At 63.7% G+C, this 1,494-nt stretch carries 1 protein-coding gene and 1 pseudogene; both read left to right on the top strand.

Going from position 1 to position 1,494, the window contains the following annotated elements; all coding sequences use genetic code 11:
- Nucleotides 1-1,000, top strand: a 1,000-nt coding sequence (locus tag EN969_RS30740) for an ABC transporter substrate-binding protein (protein ID WP_164758648.1), incomplete at its 5' end; no start/stop codon positions are given.
- Between the two features lie 187 nt (nt 1,001-1,187).
- Nucleotides 1,188-1,494, top strand: a pseudogene (locus EN969_RS30745) (acriflavin resistance protein); the annotation flags it as partial.

The following is a 1,494-nucleotide window of genomic DNA, read 5'->3' on the forward strand; positions in this document are numbered from 1 at the left end:
GGCGGAAGGCCAGCTCACCACCATCGCGCTGCCGCATGACTGGTGCGGCTATGGCGATGTCATCGCAGGTTTCAAGGCGAAGTATCCGGAAATCACCGTCAACGAACTCAACCCCGACGCCGGCTCCGGCGACGAGGTCGAGGCGATCAAGGCCAACAAGGACAACAAGGGCCCGCAGGCGCCCGACGTCATCGACGTCGGCCTGTCCTTCGGCCCGACCGCCAAGGCCGATGGCCTGATCCAGCCTTACAAGGTGTCGACCTGGGACTCGATCCCCGACAGCGCCAAGGATGCCGACGGCTTCTGGTACGGCGACTATTACGGCGTTCTGTCGTTCATGGTGAACAAGGACCTGATCAAGGAATCGCCCACCGACTGGGCCGACCTCTTGAAGCCGGAATTCGCCAACGCGGTCGCTCTTGCCGGCGATCCGCGCGTTTCAAACCAGGCCATCCAGGCTGTCTACGCCGCCGGCCTTTCCGGTGGCGCCGCAGCCGGTGAAGCTGCCGGCACTGCTGGCCTAGACTTCTTCAAGAAGCTCAACGCCGCCGGCAATTTCGTTCCGGTCGTGGGCAAGCCGGCAACGCTTGCCCAGGGTCAGACCCCGATCCTGATCAACTGGGACTACAACGCGCTCGCCGGCCGCGACACGCTGAAGGGCAACCCGCCCGTCGACGTCATCGTGCCGAAGACCGGCGTCGTCGCCGGCGTCTACGTGCAGGCGATCAGCGCCTACGCGCCGCATCCGAATGCAGCCAAGCTGTGGATGGAATACCTCTACTCCGACGAAGGCCAGATCGGCTGGCTGAAGGGCTATTGCCACCCGATCCGCTTCAACGATCTCGCCAAGAACGGCAAGATCCCGGCGGACGTGCTGGCCAAGCTGCCGCCGGCGGAATCCTATGCCTCGGCCGCGTTCCCGTCGCTCGACGAGCAGGCTAAGGCCAAGGAAGCTATCAGCAAGAACTGGGACGCCACTGTCGGCGCCAACGTCAAGTAAGACTTGAAATCCACCGGGCGGCCGCGAGGCCGCCCGGTCCTTCCTCGAAGACGGTAGCCGGCGCATGACCGATCTCTCGCTTTCAAATCAGGCATTCGCCACCAAGCCGGTGCCGCCGAAGGAGGCGACCGCCTTCCGCTTGCCGACGCAATGGATCGGCGTGGCGCCGTTCTTCATCTTTGCCCTAATGTTCTTGATCCTGCCCACGCTCTATCTCGTCGTGGGAGCCTTCCGGAACGGTGAAGGCGGGTTCACGCTCGACAATATTCTGCAGCTGGTCAGCGATCCGTCGATCAGCAATTCCTACTGGTCTTCGATCAAGATCAGTTTCTGGTCGGCCATCATCGGGGCGTTTGCCGGGCTCGCCATCGCGATCGCGATCGTGCGCGGCGGACTGCCAAGCTGGACGCGCTCCGCGACCCTGACGTTTTCGGGCGTCGCCTCGAATTTTGCCGGCTTGCCGCTCGCCTTCGCGTTCCTGGCTACGCTCGGCC

This window comes from Mesorhizobium sp. M7A.F.Ca.CA.003.01.2.1 (assembly GCF_003998945.1).
Lineage (GTDB): Bacteria > Pseudomonadota > Alphaproteobacteria > Rhizobiales > Rhizobiaceae > Mesorhizobium > Mesorhizobium ciceri.